A 20,112-nucleotide genomic window follows, 5' to 3' on the forward strand; every position below is an offset into this window, starting at 1 on the left:
ACCGTTTCAATTACTTTTGGATCGTCTCAACGATCGACGCGGCGGAGTCAGGCACCTGAGGGGTCTTGTTTTCACCGACGAAGGTGAAGACCGCGGCCTCGCCTTCGCCTTCGATGTCGATTTTGACGATCTGGCCGGGGCGGAGTTCCCCGTACAGGATTTTCTCGGAGAGGGTGTCTTCGAGTTCCCGCTGGATCGTGCGGCGGAGCGGGCGCGCCCCGAGCACGGGGTCGTAGCCGCGGTCGGCCAGCAGCTGCTTGGCGGCCGGGGTCAGGTCGAGACCCATGTCCCGGTCCTTGAGGCGGGCGTCCACCTGGGCCAGCATCAGGTCGACGATCTTGATGATCTCGCCCATGGTCAGCTGGTGGAAGACCACCGTGTCGTCGACACGGTTGAGGAACTCGGGCCGGAAGTGCTGCTTGAGCTCCTCCTGGACCTTCGCCTTCATCCGGTCGTAGTTGCCCTCGACGTCGTTGTTCTTCGCGAACCCGACCCCGATGCCCTTGGAGATGTCCCTGGTCCCGAGGTTGGTCGTCATGATGATGACGGTGTTCTTGAAGTCCACCACGCGGCCCTGGGCGTCGGTCAGGCGACCGTCCTCCAGGATCTGGAGCAGCGAGTTGAAGATGTCCGGGTGGGCCTTCTCGATCTCGTCGAACAGGACCACGGAGAACGGCTTGCGCCGCACCTTCTCGGTGAGCTGGCCACCCTCCTCGTACCCGACGTAGCCGGGCGGGGAGCCGAAGAGCCGGGAGACCGTGTGCTTCTCCATGAACTCGGACATGTCCAGCATGATCAGCGCGTCCTCGTCCCCGAACAGGAACTCGGCCAGCGCCTTGGAGAGCTCGGTCTTACCGACACCGGACGGACCGGCGAAGATGAACGAGCCACCCGGGCGGCGCGGGTCCTTCAGACCGGCGCGGGTACGGCGGATCGAGCGGGACAGGCCCTTGATGGCGTCGTCCTGGCCGATGATCCGCTTGTGCAGCTCGTCCTCCATGCGGAGCAGTCGCTGGGACTCCTCCTCGGTCAGCTTGAAGACCGGGATGCCGGTGGCGGTCGCGAGCACCTCGGCGATGAGCTCCTCGGTGACCTCGGCCACGACGTCCATGTCGCCGGCCTTCCACTCCTTCTCCCGGCGCTCCCGCTTGATCTGGAGCTGCTTCTCCTGGTCGCGCAGGGCGGCGGCCTTCTCGAAGTCCTGCGCGTCGATCGCGGACTCCTTGTCCCGGCGCACGTTCGCGATCTTCTCGTCGTACTCGCGCAGGTCCGGCGGGGCGGTCATCCGGCGGATGCGCATCCGGGAGCCGGCCTCGTCGATGAGGTCGATCGCCTTGTCCGGCAGGAACCGGTCGCTGATGTACCGGTCGGCCAGCTGGGCCGCGGCCACCAGGGCGCCGTCGGTGATGGAGACGCGGTGGTGCGCCTCGTACCGGTCGCGCAGGCCCTTGAGGATCTCGATGGTGTGCGACAGCGACGGCTCGGCCACCTGGATGGGCTGGAACCGGCGCTCCAGCGCCGCGTCCTTCTCCAGGTGCTTGCGGTACTCGTCGAGGGTGGTCGCGCCGATGGTCTGCAGCTCGCCGCGGGCCAGCATCGGCTTGAGGATGCTGGCGGCGTCGATCGCGCCCTCGGCGGCGCCCGCGCCCACGAGCGTGTGCAGCTCGTCGATGAACAGGATGATGTCCCCGCGGGTGCGGATCTCCTTGAGCACCTTCTTCAGGCGCTCCTCGAAGTCGCCCCGGTAGCGGGAGCCCGCCACCAGCGCGCCCAGGTCGAGCGTGTAGAGCTGCTTGTCCTTCAGCGTCTCCGGGACCTCGCCCTTGACGATCTTCTGGGACAGGCCCTCCACCACGGCCGTCTTACCGACGCCGGGCTCGCCCACCAGCACGGGGTTGTTCTTGGTACGGCGGGACAGCACCTGCATGACCCGCTCGATTTCCTTCTCCCGGCCGATCACCGGGTCCAGCTTGCCCTCCCGGGCCGCCTGGGTCAGGTTGCGGCCAAACTGGTCAAGCACCAGGGAGGTGGACGGCGCGGCCTCCTGCGGGCCACCCGCCGCCGCGGGCTCCTTGCCCTGGTAACCGTGCAGCAACTGGATGACCTGCTGCCGCACCCTGTTCAGATCCGCGCCCAGCTTCACCAGCACCTGGGCCGCCACACCCTCACCCTCGCGGATGAGCCCGAGCAGGATGTGCTCGGTGCCGATGTAGTTGTGACCCAGCTGCAGGGCTTCACGGAGCGACAGCTCAAGGACCTTCTTGGCCCGTGGGGTGAAGGGAATGTGCCCCGACGGTGCCGACTGGCCCTGGCCGATGATCTCCTCGACCTGCTGACGCACGCCTTCAAGACTGATGCCCAGGCTCTCCAGAGCCTTGGCGGCAACGCCTTCACCTTCATGGATCAAGCCAAGAAGAATGTGCTCAGTACCGATGTAGTTGTGGTTGAGCATCCGGGCCTCTTCTTGGGCCAGGACGACAACCCGACGCGCACGGTCGGTGAACCTTTCGAACATCTCGTCGCTCCTCACAGAGCGGTCGGACGCGCCCGGATGTTCCGGCCCCGTCGTTCCGCATGCCAGCTCTGGCCCGGTGACCGCTTCTATGAGAGAAGACGTTCCCCTGGCGCAGGGCGTTCACCCTCCATCCAACTACCGATCGGGGGCCAGGTGTTCCCGATACGCCGCAAGCGAACGACGTTTATTACCTGATAACGCGATCGTGCGGCCATGCCGGCCGTCAGGAGAACCGGCGACCGGCATAACCGCACGATCAAGATAGCGGCGGAGTTAGTGCGCCGCGTCGTAGGCCTCGACGATCGAGGCGGCAATCCGGCCGCGCTCGCTCACCGGGTGGTTGTTCGCCTTGGCCCAGGCGCGGATCTCCGCGCTCTTCTCCCGGGTCATGGCCCGCTGAGTCCCACCGCTTCCACGACGACGGCCCCGCGTTGACCCGCTTTCGCCCTTGCGGGCGCTGGAGACGAAAGGCGCCAGGGCTTCCCGAAGCTTCTTGGCGTTGCTGTCGCTCAGGTCAATCTCATATGGCAGGCCGTCAATCGCGAAGGTGACCGTCTCATTGGCCTCGCCACCATCGAGGTCGTCGATGAGAATCACCTGCGTGTGCTTGGCCATCCGGCAATCCTTTCGCAGAGCATAGTTTGATTCGTCAGCCAAACATATACCCAGTTACCCCGGATGACAATTCGCGCTCACAGTATTCTCAGGGAAGGGTCTTCTCGGATGGCTCTTCTCCCGGTTCGCGCCTTCTGCGGAGCCCGGCGGCGTCCGATCGCAGCAACTTAAGTACGCCGTACACCACTGCCGCGCCCACCAAGAGCGGCGGTATGAGCGCCGAGATTACCTCAGTCATTCCTCATCACTCCTTGGGGGGGTCTACCCCGGCCGGATTCAACCGGAAGCCCTGTAAATAGGGGGGAACCGATGCCGAGTGACCGTCGTGTACGGCTGTCCATAGCCGTCACCGCGCGGAGAGTATCCTCTGCGGTGGTCAGAACGCTTACCCGATAGAACAAAATCGTACCCAGGAATGACAGTGGGGCGACCGCCGGGCGGTCACCCCACTGGTTGGCACGTCCTTGGCGGACTACAGCTTCACCACGACGGTGCCGGCGACCTTGTCGTGAATCGCCTGCTGGAGCGGCTTGTCCCAGAGCGGCCACAGGCCGTTGACCAGCATGAACAGGCCGGCCAGCGCGTTCAGCGCGAAGTTGAAGCCGAGCAGCTGCGGGCCGAACAGCACGCCGATGCGCTTGGCCAGGGTCTCGGTGTCCAGACCTCCGTGAACGCTCCCGCCGAGCTTCACGACGCGGATCTTCATGACCTTCTTGCCGATTGTCTGACCGTCCCGCGAGACCATGAAGAACTCGTATGCGGAGTAGAGCAGGAAGCCCACGATGGCCGCGATCAGCAGGCCGAGGAACGACGGAGTCGACACGGTTGTAGTTGTGCCGAGGAACTCGATGGTCTCCTCAGTGGAGAACATGCTCGTGATGATCCGGCTGACAATGAGCAAGTTGATCACACCGAGGATAACGCCGTCGATGAGTCGCGCGACCAAACGCTGCCACCACTCGGCAAGTGGCGCCGGGACTCCCGGCGGGAGTGGCATGCCCATCGGGGAGTTGTAGGCCCCCGCCGACGGGTATCCACCGGGCTGCTGGTAAGCGCCGGGCTGCTGGTAAGCGCCGGGCTGCTGATATCCACCAGGCTGCTGTTGCTGATAACCACCAGGCTGCTGCTGATATCCACCAGGGGGCGGGTATCCGCCTTGGGGTGGGGGGTATCCGCCTTGAGGCGGCGGGTATCCACCCGGAGGGGGAACCGAGCCATACGGGTTCTGGCCGGGGGGAGGTTCCGGGTTCATTTGGCTACCTCTCGTGACATCTATGGGGACTAGGTGTTCTAGGTCCCATCGCACGGTAGCAGTAACCCGTTACGGCTTTTGCGGTGTTATTTCGGATCGAACGGAGCGAACACGCTGCGTGCACGAAAGCGGGGCCAATGGTTCGTTCCATCGGCCCCGCCCGGTTCTTTGCCGCGGCTCTATGTCACTATTTGACCTTGACGACCACCGTGCTCGCCGCCTTGTCGAGAACCGACTGCTGGAACGGCTTATCCCAGAGGGGCCAGAGCAGACCCACGAGCCAGTACAGGTACACCAGCCACGCGCCAATGACGCGGATTCCGGGAATCCAGGTCAGCACCAACGGCCCGGCCAGCGCGCCCGCGCGGCGCAAGGCGGCGTCATTGTCGAGACCACCCTCAAGACGGCCGCCGATGCGCACCACCTTGATTCCCATAATGATCTTACCGAGCGTTTGACCGCGCTGCTTCAGCATGAGGAATTCGTAGCCGAACAGCACGAGTGTGGTGATGAGCGCGGGCACCAGGTAGACGAGGAACGAACCCCGGGTGACCGTCTGGGTCTCGATATCGAAACGATCGGTGGCCGCCCAAATGCCGCCCGCGATGATTCCGAGCGCGATGAGCACGACGGCGTAGAGCGCTCCATCGATGAGGCGCGCCACCAGACGCTGCCACCATTCGGCGAGCGGCGCGGGCGCGCCCGCGGGAATGGGCGCGGGACCGTAGCCGGCTCCGTAGCCGCCCTGCGGGCCGTAGCCGTAGCCCTGGTACTGGGGGCCGTAGCCCGGCGGGGGCTGCTGCGGGTAGCCCTGGCCGTAGCCGGGCTGCTGGGCGTAGGCCGGCTGCCCCTGCTGCGGGTGGCCGTAGCCGGGCTGCGCCTGACCGGGCTGGGTGTGGCCGGGCTGGGTCTGCCCGTAGCCCGGCTGCTGCCCGTAAGGCTGCCCGTGGGGCTGCCCGGCCGGTTGGCCGCCCGGCTGCTGGCCGTAGGGCTGCCCGCCCGCCTGCTGCGGGTAGCCGGGCTGGGCGTAGCCGGGCTGCGTGTGCGACTGCTGGCCGTACTGCTGCTCCTGGCTGTAGCCCTGCTGGCCGTAGCCCTGCCCATAGCCCTGACCGTAGCCCTGGCCGGGCTGGGACTGGCCGTAGCCCTGCCCGTAGCCGCCCTGCCCATAACCCTGGCCGTAGCCCGGCTGGCCGTTGCCCGGCTGGGGCTGCTGTGGGGGCTGCTGAGAGGGCTGCTGTGGGGGCTGCTGGCCCGGTTGGGCGGGTGGCCGCGGGTAGCCCTGGCCGTAGGCTCCGGTGCCGCCCGCCTGTCCGTACGCCCCTGACTGCGGCGGGCCGTACACGGGACGGGAGCCGGTGCCCGCGGCGGGGTTGCGGCTCATGATGGTGACGTCGGGATCGAATTCCGGCGCGGGCTGTTCCGCGCCCTGCTCCCCGCGCTCGGGCGGCGGCACGTCGCCGGTCGAGTCGTCCTGCGGGTACGGCGGCTGGGTGCTCACCGTGTCACCTCACTTCTCGTTCGAGCGTGGGCACACGTCAGACACACACGCTTGACACGCACAAAGTTGCCGGTGCCATTCCACTGTCATTCTTCCCCCTGGTTACGCCTCTAGTCAGATTGGCGGCCTGAGGTGCAGAATCATGCGCGTGTTGCCCAGCGTGTTGGGCTTGACGTGCTCCAGGTCGAGGAATTCGGCGACGCCTTCGTCATAGGAGGCGAGCAGCTCCGCGTACACCTCGGGCGAGACCGGCGTGCCGTTGATGGGCACGAATCCGTGCCGGGCGAAGAACTCCACCTCGAAGGTGAGGCAGAACACGCGCCGCACCCCGAGTTCGCGCGCGGTGTCGATGAGCGCGGCGACGATCCGGTGTCCCAGGCCGAGCCGCCGGGAGCCGGGGTCGACCGCGACCGTCCGGATCTCCGCCAGGTCCTCCCAGAGCACGTGCAGCGCCCCGCAGCCGACCACCACGCCGTCCACCTCGGCGACCCAGAACTCCTGCACGTCCTCGTAGAGGGTGACCGTGGACTTCTTGAGCAGCCGTCGCTCCGCGCCCGAGTACGAGTCCACGAACTTCCGGATGACCCGGACGTCGTGCGTACGCGCCCGGCGCACCACCACGGACTGAGGGACCGCCTGCTCCACCGACTCCGCCACCATGCTGAGCAGCGTAGTAGGCCGCGGTGAGCGGCCCATGATTAACGGGCGTACCGAAATACCGATGCGTCGCGGAAGGTGCCCGGGCGCCTACTTTCCGTTGAGATCACGCGTGACCTGGACGTGATCGTTCAGATGCGCAATCTAGACCAGAATTCTGCGTTCCGGTTGAGGACGAACCGGGCGTGCACTAATGTCCAGCGGGACCACGGCCCTGGAGAGGAGATTGCTTGCGCACTCGATTCCTCGGGCGGCTCGCCTTCGTGGGCATCGCACTCGCCGTCATCACCGTCGGCGCGCCGATAGTTTCGGCCACCGCGGACCCCGAGCCCACCCTCAAAGAGCTGACCGAAGAGGTGGAGAACCTTTACATCGAGATCGAAACGCTCACCGAGGAGTACAACGGCGAGAAGATCCGCCTCAAGGAGGCCGAGCGCGCGGCCCAGCTCGCCAAGACCACGCTCACCAAGAGCGAGGCCGACCTGGAGGAGCGCCGCCGCAAGGCCAGCCTGTTCGCGCAGAACTCCTACATGACCGGTGGCGCCGCGACCGCCTTCGGCCTGATGGGCTCCGCGGACCCGGACCGGTACCTGGACATCGCCTCCACGACGTACGCGCTGCAGCTCCAGACCGGCGAGGAGGTGCTCCAGGTCGAGAAGGCCATGGAGACCGCCAAGCGCGCCCGCGCGGGCGCCAAGGCCCGCCAGGACGAGGTGGCGAAGCTGATCAAGAGCATCGACACCCGGCAGGACAAGATCCGCAGACTGATCAAGAAGACCGAGGGCTCGCTCTACCGCCAGGTCGCGGGCAAGGTCAGCCGCGCCACCCGGCTCTCCCTGCCGGTGGTCGGCGACGGCAAGGCCGCGCAGGCGGTCAGGTGGGCGCTCACCCAGCAGCTCAAGCCGTACGTGTGGGGGGCCGAGGGCCCGAACTCCTACGACTGCTCCGGCCTGGTGATGGCCGCCTACCAGCGGGTGGGCATCAGCCTGCCGCACTACACCGGCGACCAGTGGACGGCCGGCACCCACATCAAGCGCGAGGACCTGCGCCCCGGCGACCTGGTGTTCTTCTACAACGACCTGCACCACGTGGGCATGTACATCGGCGGCGGCTACATGGTGCACGCGCCGCGCACCGGCGACGTCGTCCGGGTGGCCGCGATCGGCAACCGCCCCTTCGCGGGCGCGGTCCGTATCGCCGACTGAGCCGACCGAGCGGACCGAGCGGACCGAGCGAGTTCGGGCAGGGGATGGGATCTGATCCCGCCGGTGAGGGCGGGATCAGATCAGACGGCGGCGAGCCGCCCAGGCGACCGCCTCGATCGCGGTCGCGACGCCAATCCGATCGCAGATACCCCGGAGCCTGCGCCGGACCGTGCGGCCGCTCACATCCAGCCGACGGCCCACCCGGTCCACCGTGACGCCTTTCGCCAGTTCGGCGAGAAGCAGCAGTTCATCGTCGGTTAGACCGGCACGCTCCATGTCCAGATCACTCCGGGCAACCACCTCAGAAAACGACATCGTGAGCCCCTCTCCCACGACGAATGATTTTCGCCACCCTTGGGGAAGGTAAACGCCGCTGCGAAAGGTCGTCAAGCAGCCGCATTGACATAGCAATGACTACGTGAACTACTGGGGCCATGCCGCCGCCCCGGAGAAGCGGGCCCGACCCGGCGCGGCTGACGCGTGCGGAGACTAAGGCGCGCACCCGGGCCCTGCTGCTGGACGCGGCCGCGGACGTCTTCGCCGAGCAGGGTTTCGCCGGCGCCTCGGTGGAGGAGATCGCCCGCCGGGCGGGTTTCACGATCGGCGCGCTCTACGCGCACTTCCCCGGCAAGGACGACCTGTTCCTCACCCTGTTCGAGGAGCACGTCTCGCACCACCTGGAGAACGCGGCACGCATCGCGGGCGGTGACGACGTGCTGGCCACGTTCGGGGCGTACCTCACCGAGGTGGCGGACGAGCACGCCGCGTGGAGCATGCTGGAGCTGGAGTTCCTGCGGTACGCGCTGCCCCGGCCCGAGCTGCTGGCCCGGCTGGCCGAACGCTGGCGGGTGCCCAGGGACACGATCGCCGAGCTGGCGGGCGGGGGCCTGTTCGGGGCGAACGGGGACCCGCGGGCCGTGGCCACGGTGATCATGGCGCTGTTCGAAGGGCTGGTGCTCCAGCGCAGGATCGACAGGGCCGCCGTCCCGGCGGCCCTGTTCTCCGACGCCCTGCGCTGGCTCGCCCGCGGCCTCGTGAGCGAGAAGGCGGGCGAGACCCGGCCCGGCTAGGTGGGCCGCACCAGCGGGAACAGGATCGTCTCCCGGATGTTCTTGCCGGTGAACGCCATGATCAGGCGGTCGATGCCGACCCCGAGACCGCCGGTGGGGGGCATCGCGTACTCCAGCGCCTGCAGGAAGTCCTCGTCCAGCTGCATGGCGTCCGGATCGCCGCCCGCGGCCAGCAGGGACTGCTCGGTGAGGCGGCGGCGCTGCTCGATCGGGTCCACCAGCTCCGAGTAGGCGGTGCCCAGCTCGGTGCCGAAGCCGATCAGGTCCCACTTCTCGGTCAGCAGCGGGTTGTCCCGGTGCTGGCGGGTCAGCGGCGAGGTCTCCAGCGGGTAGTCCATGACGAACGTGGGCTGGATCAGCGTGTGCTCGATCAGCGCCTCGAAGATCTCCTGGACCAGCTTGCCCGAGCCCCACTTGGGGTCCCAGTGGATCTCCCGCTGGTCGGCGTACTTGCGCAGCTGCTCCAGCGAGGTGTCGGTGGTGATCTCCTGGCCGAGGGCCTGGGAGACCGAGCCGTACAGGGTGATCCTGGGCCATTCGGGCAGGCCGAGGTCGACCTCGTGCTCGCCGTGGGTGACCACGGAGGTGCCCAGGGCGGCCTGCACGGCCTTCTGGATCATCCGCTGGGTCAGGTCGGCCATGTCGTTGTAGTCGAGATACGTGCCGTACGCCTCCAGCATCGTGAACTCGGGGTTGTGCGTCGCGTCCGCGCCCTCGTTGCGGAAGTTGCGGTTCATCTCGAAGACCTTCTCGATGCCGCCGACCACGAGCCGCTTCAGGTAGAGCTCGATCGCGATGCGCAGGTAGAGCTCCATCCCGCCGTACGCGTTGATCTGCGTCTTGAACGGCCGGGCGCTCGCGCCCCCGTGGATGGGCTGGAGCATCGGCGTCTCGACCTCGAGGTAGCCCTCCTCGTGCCAGAAGTCGCGGACCGCGCGCACGGTGGCACTCCGCACGTACGCCATCCGGCGGGCTTCCTCGTTGACGATGAGGTCCACGTAGCGGAGCCGGACCCGGGCTTCGGGGTCGCTCAGGCCGGCGTGCTTCTCCGGCAGCGGGCGCAGGCACTTGGAGGTGATCCGCCAGCTCTCCGCCATGATCGAGAGCTCACCGCGGCGGGAGGTGACGACCTCGCCCTCGATGCCGACGTGGTCGCCCAGGTCGACGTCGCGCTTCCAGGCGGCCAGTGACTCCTCGCCCAGCCGGTCCAGCGAGAGCATGATCTGCAGGTCGCCGGAGCCGTCCCGGATGGTGGCGAAGCAGAGTTTGCCGCCGATGCGCGACAGCATCACCCGCCCGACGACGCCGACGTGGTCGCCGGTGGCCGCGCCGGGCTCCAGCTCGGCGTATTTCTCCCGGATTTCGGCGTTGGTCGCCGTCCGGGGAAACGTCACGGGGTAGGGGTCGACGCCTTCGGCCCGCAGCCGGTCCAGCTTGTCGCGCCGGACGCGCATCTGCTCGGGAAGGTCGATCTGCTCATCGCTCACGGACACAAAGATTACCGAGTCGCGGCAAGCGGAATTGCAAGCCGCGTGCTAGCGGGCGGCAGGGCCGGTGAAAGGGCGTGCGCGTATTCATGTATCACACCCCCAAGGGTGCCCCCGAGAAGGAGCACAGAAATGAAGCGCATGACCCGAGCGATGGTAGCTCTGGCCGCGGGCGCCACCGCCGCGGTCCTCGCTCTCCCCTCCGCCGCGAACGCCAACCCCGCCAACGAGTGGGGCCCGTACTACTCGCACAACGACCTGGCCCGGGTGAAGGGCACCATCGACATCACCTGGAACCAGCACCAGACCATCAACCGCGTCGACGTCACCGGCCAGCTCTGGGACGACGACAACCGCTACTACAAGCACGGCGGCAAGTGCGCCTACGTGAAGTTCCAGGTCTCCAACCTGTTCAGCCACCACTTCTACACGGTCAAGAAGTACAAGCACTGCGGCTACGGCACCGCCAAGCACTTCGCGTTCGGCAAGAAGGGGGTCAGCAGCCTGCGTTTCAAGGTCTGCCAGATTCACCACAAGTCCGGGAAGCTGTCCAGCTGCAGCGACTGGAACTACCTCTACACCGTCGAAAGCGAGTGATCCATATAGATCGGGAGCCCGCTCTTTCCGGGAGAACCGGAAAGGCGGGCTCTCACGCTGTGTTGCGGGCGTAGATGAGGCGCAGGCCGATCAGGGTCAGCCAGGGCTCGTGCTCGTCGATCGTCCTGGCCTCGTTGACGACCAGCGGCGCGCCGGGTCCGGTGGCGACCACGGTCACGTCCTCGGGGTCGTCGGCCAGCTCGGCGGACATGCGCTCCACGATGCCGTCCACCAGGCCGGCGAAGCCGTAGATGATGCCGGACTGCAGGGCCTCCACGGTGTTCTTGGCGATCACCTGGCGGGGGCGGATGAGCTCGACCTTGTGCAGCTGGGCGCCGGCGGTGGCCAGGGCGTCCACGGAGATCTCCAGGCCGGGGGCGGTCACCGCGCCCACGTACTCGCCGCGGGCCGAGACGGCGTCGAAGGAGGTGGCGGTGCCGAAGTCGACGATGACGCAGGGGCCGCCGTACAGGGTGGTGGCCGCCAGGGCGTTGACGATGCGGTCGCTGCCGACCTCCTTGGGGTTGTCCATCCGGACCGGGACCCCGGTGCGCACACCCGGTTCGACGACGACGGTGGTGACGTCGCCGTAGTAGCGGCGCGACATCTCCCGCATCTCGTTCAGCACCGATGGAACGGTCGAACAGATGGCCAGCCCGGCGATGTCCGCGTTTTTCAGGATCGGTGACTGGGACAGCAGGCCCTGGAGGACCACCGCGATCTCGTCGGCGGTCCTGCGCGGGTCGGTGGCGATGCGCCAGTGCTCAAGGACGTCCTCACCCTCGAACAGGCCAAGCACCGTGTGGGTGTTGCTGACGTCGATGGTGAGCAGCATCCCCTGATTATGCACCACGAAGATCCAAAGCAATATCGAGAGCGGGCGCGGAATGTGTGAGCGCCCCCACGGCGAGGTAATCCACTCCGGTCTCGGCCACCGCGCGGGCCACCTCCAGGGTCAGGCCGCCGCTGGACTCCAGCCGGGCCCGGCCGGCGACCAGCCGTACCGCCTCGGCCAGTTCCGGGACGGTGAAGTTGTCCAGCAGGATCTCGTCCGCGCCTTCGGCCAGCACCGGCTCGATCTGGTCGATCCGGTCCACCTCGACCTCGATGGCGATACCCGGATAGGTACGGCGGACCGCCCGGAACGCCTCGGCCACACCGCCCGCGGCCAGCACGTGGTTGTCCTTGATCAGGGCGGCGTCGTAGAGGCCCATCCGGTGGTTGACGCCGCCGCCGCAGCGCACCGCGTACTTCTCCAGGGCGCGCAGGCCGGGGAGGGTCTTGCGGCTGTCCCGTACGCGGGCGCCGGTGCCGTCGATGGCGCGCACCCAGAGGCGGGTCTGGGTGGCGATGCCGGACAGGTGGGTGAGGAAGTTGAGCGCCGTGCGCTCCATCGTGAGCAGGGCCCGGGTCCTGCCGCGCACGGTGAGGAGCACGTCGCCGCGGCGCACCTCGTCCCCGTCCTCGGCCAGGCGCTCCACCTGGAGGCCGGCCCGCCGGAAGACGGTCTCGGCGACCGGGAGCCCGGCGACCACGCCGTCCCGGCGCGCCACCACGTCGGCCACCGACTCCTGGTCGGCCGGGATGGTGGCGGCCGAGGTCACGTCCTCGCCGTCGGCCAGGTCCTCGCGGAGGGCCGCGGCCACCAGGTGCTCCACGTCGAGGGCGTCGGAGGATCGCATGCTGAGTTCACCCTTCTCGGTGAGGGTCAGATCGATGTGGCGGAGCCACTGGTCGTCGCGGCGCTCGGGATGGTCCTCGCGCCAGTGCGAGCCGCGGGTCTCCTCGCGTACGCCTGCCGCCACGGTCAGGGCGGTGGCGACCGTGTGCAGGTTGGTGGCCTCCCAGGACTCCGTACAGGGCTCGACGGCGACGGGGGTCCAGCGGGCGTCGGCCAGGGCGCGGCGCACGGCGGCCAGGGACCCGCGGCTGCGCAGCACCCCGGCGCCCTGGCTCATGAACGCCTGCACCCGCCCGCGGGTACGGGGGTCCACCAGGCCGTCGGCGCGGTCGTCGGCGGGGTCCCGGGGCGGACGCCGTACGGCGATGAGGTCGGAGGCGATGCGCTCGGCGAAGACCAAGCCCTCCAGGAGGGAGTTGGAGGCCAGGCGGTTGGCGCCGTGCACGCCGGTGCAGGCCACCTCGCCGCAGGCGTACAGGCCGGGCACGGTGGTCCTGCCCCTCAGGTCGGTACGGACTCCGCCGCTGGCGTAGTGCGCGGCCGGGGCGACCGGGATGAGGTCGGTGACGGGGTCGATGCCGTGCTCGCGGCAGACCGCCAGGATGGTCGGGAACCTGGCCTGCCACTTCTCCGCGCCGAAGTGCCGCGCGTCCAGGTAGACATGGTCCGCGCCGGTCTCCGCCATGCGGCGCATGATGGCCTTGGCCACCACGTCGCGGGGGGCCAGGTCGGCGAGCTCGTGCACGCCGGCCATGAACCGTTCCCCGGCCGCGTCCACCAGCACCGCGCCCTCGCCGCGCACGGCCTCGGAGACGAGCGGCTGCTGCCCGGTGGAGCCCTCGCCCAGCCAGAGCACGGTGGGGTGGAACTGCACGAACTCCAGGTCCCTGACGGTCGCCCCGGCGCGCAGCGCGAGGGCCACGCCGTCCCCGGTGGAGACGACCGGGTTGGTGGTGGCCGCGTAGACCTGTCCCATGCCGCCGCTGGCCAGCACGACGGCCCCGGCCCTGATCGCGCCGACGCCGTCGCGGGCGCCCTCGCCCATCACGTGCAGGGTGACTCCGCAGGCGGCGCCGTCGGCGTCCTTGAGCAGGTCGAGCGCGAGCGCGTGCTCGATCACCTCGATCCTGGGCTCGTGCGCGGCCGCCTCGATGAGGGCCCGCTGCACCTCGGCCCCGGTGGCGTCGCCGCCCGCGTGCACGATCCGGTTGCGGCGGTGGCCGCCCTCCCGGGTGAGCTGGAGTTCGCCGTCGGCGTCCCGGTCGAACCGGGCGCCGTGCTCCATCAGCCGTTTGAGCGCGTCGGGGCCCTCGGTGACCAGCACCCGGACGGCCTCCTCGTCGCACAGGCCGGCGCCCGCGAGCAGGGTGTCCCGGAGATGCTCCGCCGGGGTGTCGTCCGGGTCGAGCACGGCGGCGATGCCGCCCTGGGCCCACTGGGTGGACCCGGCGGAGAGCACGTCCTTGGTGACGACGAGGACCCGGCCCTCCGGGGAGAGCTCGGTGTAGCGCAGCGCCACGGTGAGCCCGGCGATGCCCGATCCGACCACGACCACATCCGCCGTCACCGTCCAGCCGGGTGCGGGTGCCGTCAGCTTCCGTGGCATGGTCGTCATCGCGAGCCCCTTTCGTCAACATGACGATAACGCCTCGCGTGCCGGGAAAACTTCCCGGGGCACCCTGCCGGGCATCGATCCAGGTCAGCCCAGCGTGAGCACCACGTTGTCGATCAGCCGGGTGGTCCCCACCTTGGCGGCCACCGCCAGGATCGCCTCACCCCGGTGATCTTCCGCCACCTCGGTGAAGGTGGCCGGGTCGACCAGCGCCAGATAGTCCAGCAGCAGCGGCGGATCCAGCCGCGCCGCCGTCTCCAGCACCGCCCGCGCCGCGTCCTTGATCCGCTCCGGCCCCCGCTGTACGGCTCCCGCCCGCAGCGCCCTCGACAAGTTGAGCGCCGTCGCCCGATCGTCCGCCGACAGATACCGGTTCCGGCTGGACAACGCCAGCCCGTCGCCCTCCCGTACGGTGGGACCGCCCACGATCTCGATCGGCAGGTCCAGGTCGGCCACCATGCGCCGGATGAGCGCCAGCTGCTGGGCGTCCTTCTGGCCGAACACCGCCACGTCCGGCTGGACGAGGTTGAACAGCTTCAGCACCACGGTCAGCACGCCGTCGAAATGCTCGGGCCGAAACGCGCCCTCGACGACCGAGCCCATCGCCCCCGCCGACACGGACACCTGCCGGTCGGGCAGGTACATGTCCGCCACCGCCGGCGCGAAGACCACCCGGACGCCCTCCTCCGCGCAGACCGCCAGGTCGGCCTCGAAGGTCCGCGGATATCGGCTGAAATCCTCATTCGGCCCGAACTGGAGAGGGTTCACGAAGACGCTGACCACCACGTGGTCGGCCTGCTCCCCGGCCAGCCGGATCAGCGACCGGTGGCCCTCGTGCAGGGCGCCCATGGTGGGGACCAGCGCGTACCGGCCGCGCCCGGTGGCCTCTCTGGCCTTGGTGAGCTCGGCCCGGTTCCCGGTGACGATCACGTCCATATGTTGCCTCCCAGGGCGTCCAGCAGCAGCTCGGCGGCCTCCGGCTTGAGCAGCCCGGCGGCGAGCGCCCGGTCCGCGGTCAGCCGGGCGAGCGCGATGTAGGCGTCGGCCGCCTCCGGCGCGGCCAGGATGAGCGCGTCCACGTGCTTGCGCACGGTTCCGGCGTCCCCGCGCACGACCGGACCGGTCAGTCCGTTGATGCCGAGCCTGAGCACGTTGTCGAGCGCCGCCCCCAGCAGCGGCCCGAGCATGCGGCCCGGATGTTCCACGCCGATCCCGGCGAGCAGGTCCTGCGACTCCGCGACCAGGGTGACCATGTGGTTGGCCGCCCCCGCGATGGCCGCGTGGTAGAGCGCCCGGTCGGCGTCGGCGATCCAGACCGGCTCGCCGCCCATCTCGATCACCAGCGCCTCGGCCACCGGCCGCAGCGGCGGCGGCGAGGTCACCCCGAACGAGCACCCGGTGAGCCGGTTCAGGTCGTCGCCCCGGCCGGTGAAGGTCATCACGGGGTGCAGCGCCAGCGGCACCGCGCCCGCCTCCACCGCGGGCCCGAGCACACCGAGGCCGAACGCGCCGCTCGCGTGCACGAGCAGCTTGCCGCGCAGATCCACCCCGGTCGCGGCCAGGCCGGCGACCAGGCCGGGCAGCACGTCGTCCGGAACGGTCAGCAAGATCAGCTCGGCCCGCTCGATCACCCGGTCGGGCCTGGTCAGCTCCACGCCCAGCGTCTCGGCGGCACGCAGGCGCGAGGCGTCCGAGACCCCGCTGGCGGCCACCACCCGATGACCCGCCTGCATCAACGCGGCCCCGAGAACGGAACCCACCCGACCGGCTCCGAGCACCCCCACGGCCAACCGCGCGGGGCGATCGCTTGTGTCCATGCCGTCCTCCCGCTCGCCAGAGTAACGGGGAGGGGTGAATAACCATGGCAAGGGGAGCGGGCGCGGGCTCTGGTGTCTGCTCAGGCACCAGCCGCCCCACGCCCACCAGACCGGTCATCCGCCGATTGACCGGCCACATCGTGCATTCCCCTTCGCCGTGGGTGGCCGGACCGCGCCCGCTGGGGGAGCGGGCCGGGACGGCCGCCGACACATGGCAACGGTACCGCAAAGAAAGCACAGGTCGTGGTCACTCGACTACCCTGCGTGTCGCGATATGGTCAACCGTTGTGTGGGTCAGGTGGCGGGAGGCGATGGGCCGGGCGCTCTACGGGCCGGGCGGCTTCTACCTGCGGGAACGTCCGCACCGCCACTTCCGCACCTCGGTGCACGCCTCTCCCGTGTTCGGCCGGGCCGTCGCCCGGCTGCTCGGCGAGGTGGACGAGCGCCTCGGGCGGCCGCCGCTGATCGAGTTCGTGGACATGGGGGCGGGTGACGGCCTGCTGGCCGCCCAGGTGCTGGCGGGCGCCCCGGCCGATCTCGCCGGGCGGCTGCGGGTGACCGCCGTCGATCTGAGTTCCCGGCCGGAGGGGCTCGACGAGCGGATCCGGTGGGCGGATGCCGTACCGGACGGGGTGACGGGGCTGATTTTCGCCAACGAGTGGCTGGACAACGTTCCGGTGGACGTGGCCGAGTGGACCGAGGAGGGGCCCCGGCTGGTGCTGGTCGATCCGGCGACCGGGGCGGAGCGGCTGACCGACCTGGATGAGCGGGACCGGGAGTGGCTGGCGCGCTGGTGGCCGGAAGGGGAGCGGGCCGAGATCGGGTGGCCGCGCGAGGAGGCGTGGTCCGGGCTGATCGGCGGACTCGCCGCCGGGATGGCCGTGGCCGTGGACTACGCGCACGTCAGGAGCGACCGGCCGCCATTGGGCACCCTGGCCGGTTACCGGGACGGTTCGTGGGTGCCGCCGGTGCCGGACGGCTCCTGCGACCTCACCGCGCACGTGGCGATGGACTCCTGCGCGGGCACGCTCACCACCCAGCGCGAGGCCCTGCTGCGCCTCGGCGTCCGGGGGGAACGGCCGCCGCTCGACCAGGCGGCCACGGATCCGGCCGGCTACCTGCGCGCGCTGGCGGCGGCCTCGGAGGCGGCCGAGCTGATCGACCGGGAAGGGCTGGGCGCGTTCGGCTGGCTGTCATGGATACGGTAAACGGTGTGGAGATCGAACAGACTGCGCTACCAGGCATCGGACTCAAACACGAGTTCACCACCCACACCGGCCGCCGGATCGGGGTCGTCTCGCACCGCACCGGTCGCCGGGACCTCATCATCTACGACAAGTCCGATCCCGACCGCGCGTGCGAGACCGTGCAGCTCAACGACGACGAGGCGGACGCGCTGGTCGAGCTGCTCGGCGCGCCCAGGATCGTGCAGCGCCTCAACGCCCTGCACCGCGAGGTGGAGGGTCTGGTGAGCGTACAGCTGCCGATCACGCCGGGCTCGCCGTACGACGGGAGGGCCATGGGCGACGCGGCCATCAGGACCAGGACGGGCGCCTCGGTGGTCGCCGTGGTCCGGGGCGGGCAGGTCAACGCCAGCCCGACGCCCGACTTCCGGTTCGCCGCCGGAGACGTCGTCGTCGTGGTGGGAGACGAGGAGAACACCGCGGCCGTCGCCAACATCCTCACCGACGGTTAGGCCACCGCGTGCCCGCTTTTATCGCATCTTCGGAATCTGTCGCGATCCTCTTCCTCGAGCTCGGCGGGGTCATCCTGGCTCTCGGCGTGCTCGGCGCGCTGGCGCTCCGCGCCGGCATCTCCCCCATTCCCCTGTACCTGGTCGCCGGTCTGGCGTTCGGGCAGGGTGGTTTCCTCCCCCTCGCTACCAGCGAGGAGTTCATCCGGGTAGGCGCCGAACTGGGCGTCATCCTGCTGCTTCTCACCCTCGGCCTGGAGTACAACGCCGACGAGTTAGTGACCAGCCTGCGGAGCAACGCCCGAGGCGGCCTGGTGGACCTCGTCCTGAACGCCGCTCCCGGCGCGATCGCCGCACTGCTGCTCGGCTGGGGCCCGGTCGGGGCCGTGGCCATGGCGGGTGTGACGTATGCCACCTCGTCCGGCATCACCGCCAAGGTCCTGTCCGACCTGGGGTGGATCGGTAACCGGGAGACCCCCGTGGTGCTCTCACTGCTGGTCTTCGAGGACCTCACCATGGCCCTCTACCTGCCCATCCTGACCGCGCTGCTGGCCGGGGCCGGACTGCTGACCGGTTCCATCACCGTGGCCGTGGCGCTCGCCACCGTCACCGTCGTGCTGGTGGTCGCGCTCAAGTTCGGCAACCTGATCGAGAAGTTCGTGGCCAGCCCCAACTCCGAGGTGCTGCTGCTCAAGGTCATCGGCCTGGCGCTCCTGGTCGCCGGCATCGCCCAGGAGCTCCAGGTGTCGGCGGCGGTCGGCGCGTTCCTGGTGGGCATCGCCCTGTCCGGCGAGCTGGCGCACGAGACGCGCACCCTGCTCATGCCCATCCGGGACCTGTTCGCGGCGGTGTTCTTCGTCTTCTTCGGCCTGCAGACCGACCCGGCGAAGATCCTCCCGGTGGCCGGCCTGGCTCTGGTGCTGGCCGTGGTCAGCATGATCACCAAGCTGCTGACCGGCGTGTACGCGGCCCGCAGGGCCGGGATCGGCCGGGCGGGACGGGTCCGCGCCGGCATCGCCCTCATTCCCCGCGGCGAGTTCAACATCGTCATCGCCGGCCTCGCGGTGGGGGCGGGCGTGCATCCCGACCTCGGACCGCTGGCCGCCGGTTACGTGCTGATCCTGGCCGCCTTCGGGCCGCTGGCGGCGCGGGCCATCCAGCCGCTGGTCACGGCCATCGCCAACCGCGCCTAGACGGTCACGCGCAACGACTCCAGGCCCCGGATCACGAAGCCGGGCTTCCAGGCGGGCTCCTCGGCGAGAGTCAGATTCGCGTCGAGGAGCGCGCCGAAGGATTCGATCAGCTCCACCCTGGCCAGCGGCGCGCCGAGGCAGAAGTGGATGCCCGCCCCGAACGAGATGTGTGGGTTGTCGGCGCGGCCGACGTCCAGCCGGTCGGGGTCGGCGAACGCCTCGGGGTCGCGGTTGGCGGAGCCGAACAGCAGCGCGACCTCGACCCCGCGCGGGATGCGTACGCCGCCGACCTCGATGTCCTCCAGCACCCAGCGCTCGAACATCTGGAGTGGGGTGTCCCAGCGCAGCAGCTCTTCGACGGCGGTCGGCAGCAGCGACCGGTCGGCGCGCAGACGCTCGAGTTCGTCCGGGTTGCGGAACAGCGACCACCAGCCGTTGCCGGTCACGTTCACGGTCGCCTCGTGGCCGGCGTTGAGCAGGAGCACGCAGGTGCCGACCAGTTCGTCCTCGCTGAGCCTGTCGCCCCCGTCCACGACCTGGGCGAGCGCGCTGATCAGGTCGTCGCCGGGCTCGTCCCGCCGGGTCCTGGCCAGGTCGCGCAGGTAGTCGCCGAACTCCTGGGCGGCGCGTACGGCCGTGTGCTGGACTTCCAGGCTGGGGTTGAGCTCGTACATGCCGCAGATGTCGGCCGACCACGGGCGGAGCAGATGCCGGTCCCGCTCGGGCACGCCGAGCATCTCGGCGATGACGGTCACCGGGAGCGGCTCGGCCACCTCGCTGATCAGGTCGCCGCCGCCCCGCTCGACCAGCCCCTCGGCCAGTTCGGCGGCGATCTTCCTGATCCGCGGGCGGAGCGACTCGACCATGCGCGGCGTGAACGCCTTGGAGACCAGCCGGCGCAGCCGGGTGTGCACGGGTGGCTCCACGTCGAGCATGCCGGCCCGGATCACCCGCCAGAACGGCTCCTGGAACTCCGGCTCCGGCTCCCTGCCGAAGGCTTCGTGGGTGGCCGTGTGGAGATACGAGCGCCCCAGGCGGCGGTCCCGGAGCAGGGCGTTGACATCGGCGTGCCGGGCGACCAGCCACTGGCCGGTCGGCTCGAAGAAGCTCACGGGGTCATTGACGCGCAGGTCGGCGTACACGTCGTACGGGTGGGCCACGAAGGACGGATTCCAGGGATCAAACCTCACAAACCACATGCTAAGCGCGCGTCCCGG

Annotated in this window: 18 protein-coding genes; 6 read left to right on the forward strand and 12 right to left on the reverse strand. The window is 69.4% G+C overall.

Annotated elements, in window-relative coordinates; genetic code table 11:
• Nucleotides 1–10: 10 nt before the first annotated feature.
• The 5 genes from Aph01nite_RS09975 to Aph01nite_RS09995 all read right to left on the reverse strand — a co-directional run bounded on the left by Aph01nite_RS09975 (nucleotide 11) and on the right by Aph01nite_RS09995 (nucleotide 6,543).
• A complete protein-coding gene (locus tag Aph01nite_RS09975) occupies nucleotides 11–2,515 on the reverse strand; it encodes an ATP-dependent Clp protease ATP-binding subunit (RefSeq protein ID WP_204040505.1) in 2,505 nt (834 codons plus the stop codon).
• A 273-nt stretch (nucleotides 2,516–2,788) separates the two neighbouring features.
• Nucleotides 2,789–3,130 carry a histone-like nucleoid-structuring protein Lsr2 gene (locus Aph01nite_RS09980; protein ID WP_155351063.1) on the reverse strand — a complete coding sequence of 114 codons (342 nt, stop codon included), beginning with the start codon at nucleotides 3,128–3,130 and terminating at the stop codon, nucleotides 2,789–2,791.
• A 472-nt stretch (nucleotides 3,131–3,602) separates the two neighbouring features.
• Nucleotides 3,603–4,382 (reverse strand): RDD family protein, encoded by a 780-nt coding sequence (locus tag Aph01nite_RS09985; protein ID WP_307836770.1) that lies wholly within the window; start codon nucleotides 4,380–4,382, stop codon nucleotides 3,603–3,605.
• Between the two features lie 187 nt (nucleotides 4,383–4,569).
• Nucleotides 4,570–5,883, reverse strand: a complete 1,314-nt coding sequence (locus Aph01nite_RS09990; RefSeq protein ID WP_204040507.1) for an RDD family protein — start codon at nucleotides 5,881–5,883, stop codon at nucleotides 4,570–4,572.
• A 114-nt stretch (nucleotides 5,884–5,997) separates the two neighbouring features.
• Nucleotides 5,998–6,543 carry an amino-acid N-acetyltransferase gene (locus Aph01nite_RS09995; RefSeq protein ID WP_204040508.1) on the reverse strand — a complete coding sequence of 182 codons (546 nt, stop codon included), beginning with the start codon at nucleotides 6,541–6,543 and terminating at the stop codon, nucleotides 5,998–6,000.
• A gap of 227 nt (nucleotides 6,544–6,770) precedes the next feature.
• Here Aph01nite_RS09995 and Aph01nite_RS42085 point away from each other — a divergent pair, with 227 nt between their 5' ends.
• Complete coding sequence (locus tag Aph01nite_RS42085; RefSeq protein WP_275419002.1) at nucleotides 6,771–7,745, forward strand: C40 family peptidase; 975 nt, start codon at nucleotides 6,771–6,773, stop codon at nucleotides 7,743–7,745.
• 75 nt (nucleotides 7,746–7,820) lie between these two features.
• Here the strand turns inward: Aph01nite_RS42085 and Aph01nite_RS10005 are convergent, their stop codons facing one another.
• Entirely contained in the window at nucleotides 7,821–8,060 is a 240-nt protein-coding gene (locus tag Aph01nite_RS10005) for a LuxR C-terminal-related transcriptional regulator (protein ID WP_239161539.1), read from the reverse strand.
• Nucleotides 8,061–8,179: 119 nt separating this feature from the next.
• Between Aph01nite_RS10005 and Aph01nite_RS10010 the strand changes: the two genes are divergently transcribed.
• A complete protein-coding gene (locus Aph01nite_RS10010; RefSeq protein WP_204040509.1) occupies nucleotides 8,180–8,815 on the forward strand; it encodes a TetR/AcrR family transcriptional regulator in 636 nt (211 codons plus the stop codon).
• On the opposite strand, the gene lysX is transcribed toward Aph01nite_RS10010, so the two are convergent.
• Complete coding sequence (gene lysX / locus Aph01nite_RS10015; protein WP_204040510.1) at nucleotides 8,812–10,302, reverse strand: bifunctional lysylphosphatidylglycerol synthetase/lysine--tRNA ligase LysX; 1,491 nt, start codon at nucleotides 10,300–10,302, stop codon at nucleotides 8,812–8,814. The genes Aph01nite_RS10010 and lysX overlap by 4 nt on opposite strands.
• 132 nt (nucleotides 10,303–10,434) lie before the next feature.
• Between lysX and Aph01nite_RS10020 the strand changes: the two genes are divergently transcribed.
• Nucleotides 10,435–10,899 (forward strand): hypothetical protein, encoded by a 465-nt coding sequence (locus tag Aph01nite_RS10020; protein WP_204040511.1) that lies wholly within the window; start codon nucleotides 10,435–10,437, stop codon nucleotides 10,897–10,899.
• Between the two features lie 52 nt (nucleotides 10,900–10,951).
• Here Aph01nite_RS10020 and Aph01nite_RS10025 read toward each other — a convergent pair whose 3' ends face one another.
• The 4 genes from Aph01nite_RS10025 to Aph01nite_RS10040 form a co-directional block, all read right to left on the reverse strand.
• Entirely contained in the window at nucleotides 10,952–11,734 is a 783-nt protein-coding gene (locus Aph01nite_RS10025; protein ID WP_204040512.1) for a type III pantothenate kinase, read from the reverse strand.
• Between the two features lie 7 nt (nucleotides 11,735–11,741).
• Nucleotides 11,742–14,195 (reverse strand): L-aspartate oxidase, encoded by a 2,454-nt coding sequence (locus Aph01nite_RS10030; RefSeq protein WP_204040513.1) that lies wholly within the window; start codon nucleotides 14,193–14,195, stop codon nucleotides 11,742–11,744.
• 84 nt (nucleotides 14,196–14,279) lie between these two features.
• Nucleotides 14,280–15,128, reverse strand: a complete 849-nt coding sequence (gene panC / locus Aph01nite_RS10035; RefSeq protein ID WP_204040514.1) for a pantoate--beta-alanine ligase — start codon at nucleotides 15,126–15,128, stop codon at nucleotides 14,280–14,282.
• Entirely contained in the window at nucleotides 15,119–16,009 is an 891-nt protein-coding gene (locus Aph01nite_RS10040) for a Rossmann-like and DUF2520 domain-containing protein (RefSeq protein WP_204040515.1), read from the reverse strand. Before Aph01nite_RS10040 ends, panC begins: the two co-directional genes overlap by 10 nt.
• Nucleotides 16,010–16,296: 287 nt before the next feature.
• On the opposite strand from Aph01nite_RS10040, the gene Aph01nite_RS10045 reads away from it, so the two are divergent.
• The 3 genes from Aph01nite_RS10045 to Aph01nite_RS10055 are packed head-to-tail and all read left to right on the forward strand — an operon-like array spanning nucleotide 16,297 to nucleotide 18,895.
• The gene (locus Aph01nite_RS10045; RefSeq protein ID WP_239161540.1) at nucleotides 16,297–17,217 is read left to right on the forward strand and encodes an SAM-dependent methyltransferase; all 921 of its coding nucleotides are present in this window, start codon (nucleotides 16,297–16,299) and stop codon (nucleotides 17,215–17,217) included.
• A gap of 5 nt (nucleotides 17,218–17,222) precedes the next feature.
• Nucleotides 17,223–17,705, forward strand: coding sequence for a cation:proton antiporter regulatory subunit (locus tag Aph01nite_RS10050; RefSeq protein ID WP_204040516.1), 483 nt, complete (start codon nucleotides 17,223–17,225; stop codon nucleotides 17,703–17,705).
• A gap of 8 nt (nucleotides 17,706–17,713) precedes the next feature.
• Nucleotides 17,714–18,895: a cation:proton antiporter gene (locus Aph01nite_RS10055; protein ID WP_239161541.1), complete on the forward strand. Its 1,182-nt coding sequence runs from the start codon at nucleotides 17,714–17,716 to the stop codon at nucleotides 18,893–18,895.
• Here Aph01nite_RS10055 and Aph01nite_RS10060 read toward each other — a convergent pair.
• Nucleotides 18,892–20,094: a cytochrome P450 gene (locus Aph01nite_RS10060; protein ID WP_239161542.1), complete on the reverse strand. Its 1,203-nt coding sequence runs from the start codon at nucleotides 20,092–20,094 to the stop codon at nucleotides 18,892–18,894. The genes Aph01nite_RS10055 and Aph01nite_RS10060 overlap by 4 nt on opposite strands.
• Between the last annotated feature and the right edge of the window lie 18 nt (nucleotides 20,095–20,112).

This window comes from Acrocarpospora phusangensis (assembly GCF_016862995.1).
Classification (GTDB): Bacteria; Actinomycetota; Actinomycetes; order Streptosporangiales; family Streptosporangiaceae; genus Acrocarpospora; species Acrocarpospora phusangensis.